This is a genomic window from Pelomonas sp. V22, assembly GCF_030014915.1.
Classification (GTDB): Bacteria; Pseudomonadota; Gammaproteobacteria; order Burkholderiales; family Burkholderiaceae_C; genus JAUASW01.
The window spans coordinates 1-1,192 of the sequence record NZ_JAGIXS010000024.1 but is presented as its reverse complement, the minus strand read 5'-3'; the positions used below and the strand labels follow the sequence as shown (position 1 = coordinate 1,192).

The 1,192-nt window shown below is 64.8% G+C and carries 1 protein-coding gene; it reads right to left on the bottom strand.

Annotation, left to right across the window (positions count from 1 at the left end):
• Nucleotides 1-148: 148 nt before the first annotated feature.
• Entirely contained in the window at nt 149-1,120 is a 972-nt protein-coding gene (locus tag J7U46_RS23175; protein ID WP_282829616.1) for an IS5 family transposase, read from the bottom strand.
• Between the last annotated feature and the right edge of the window lie 72 nt (nt 1,121-1,192).

Below are 1,192 nucleotides of genomic sequence, written 5' to 3'. Positions count from 1 at the left end.
GGAAGGTCTGCAAAACCCCGCCCACCACGGTCGGTGGAATTCACAGTGAGACGTGATTTGCGAATCACTGGGTGATTGAGCCCCATCGGTCGCGGGCGAGCCATGAATTCGAGGCCTGCGGCGGCTTGCAACCGCATCGCAGACGCACTCATCCCCGTGCTCCCAGCAGTTGCCGGCGCACCATCCACAAGTTGCTCAACGCAAACAGCATCGTCAGCCGTGCCGTGTTCTTGGCCAATCCCCGGTAGCGCACCTTGGCATGGCCGAACTGCTGCTTGACCACGCGGAACGGATGCTCGACCTTGGCCCTCACGCTGGCCTTGAGCTGTTCCACCTTGTCCAGCAGCCGATGCAGTTCGCGTGCCGGGTCCAGCGCGCGGCGCTTGCCCGGGCGCATCGCGATGTGCCAGTTCACCTCCAGGTCCTTGACTTCGTCGCGCTTGGCTACACCCTGGTAGCCCGCGTCGGCAAACACGTCCGTCTCGTCACCGTGCAGCAGCGCCGCCGCCTGCGTCACGTCGTTGACGTTGGCGGCCGTGCCGATCACCGTGTGCACCAGGCCCGACTCGGCATCCACGCCGATGTGGGCCTTCATGCCGAAGTGCCACTGGTTGCCCTTCTTGGTCTGATGCATCTCGGGGTCGCGCTCGCCGTCCTTGTTCTTCGTGGAACTGGGCGCGGCAACGATGGTGGCATCCACCACGGTGCCGGTCTTGAGCATCAAGCCCTGCTGGGCCAGTCCGGCATTGATCGTGGCCAGCACCTGCGGCGCGAGTTGGTGCTTCTCCAGCAGATGTCGAAAGCGCAGGATGGTGGTCTCGTCGGGCATGCGCGCAGCGCCTTCCAAGCCGACGAAGCGGCGGTACAGCGGGCGCTCGTGCAGCTCTTCTTCCACCGCCGGATCGCTCAGGTTCCACCAAAGCTGCAAGCAGTGGATGCGCAGCATGGTCTCGATGGGGAACGGCGGGCGGCCGCCCAGCGCTTGATGCGCACCGCGAGCGTGCGGCTGGATCAGCGCCACCAGCGCGGTCCAGGGCACCACCTGGTTCATCTCGTCGAGAAAGACCTCCTTGCGGGTCTTCTTGGGCAACGGGTCAAGGCCAAGCGTGATCTGATCCATGCCCCGCATCGTCCCAGCCGCTCAGGCAGTGCGCCAGTCGGAATGACGAGGGGTTTTGCAGACCTTCCCTAG

Coding starts and splice junctions, on each gene's coding strand:
- J7U46_RS23175 (WP_282829616.1), bottom strand. CDS start 1,120: ATGGATCAGATCACGCTTGGCCTTGACCCGTTGCCCAAGAAGACCCGC.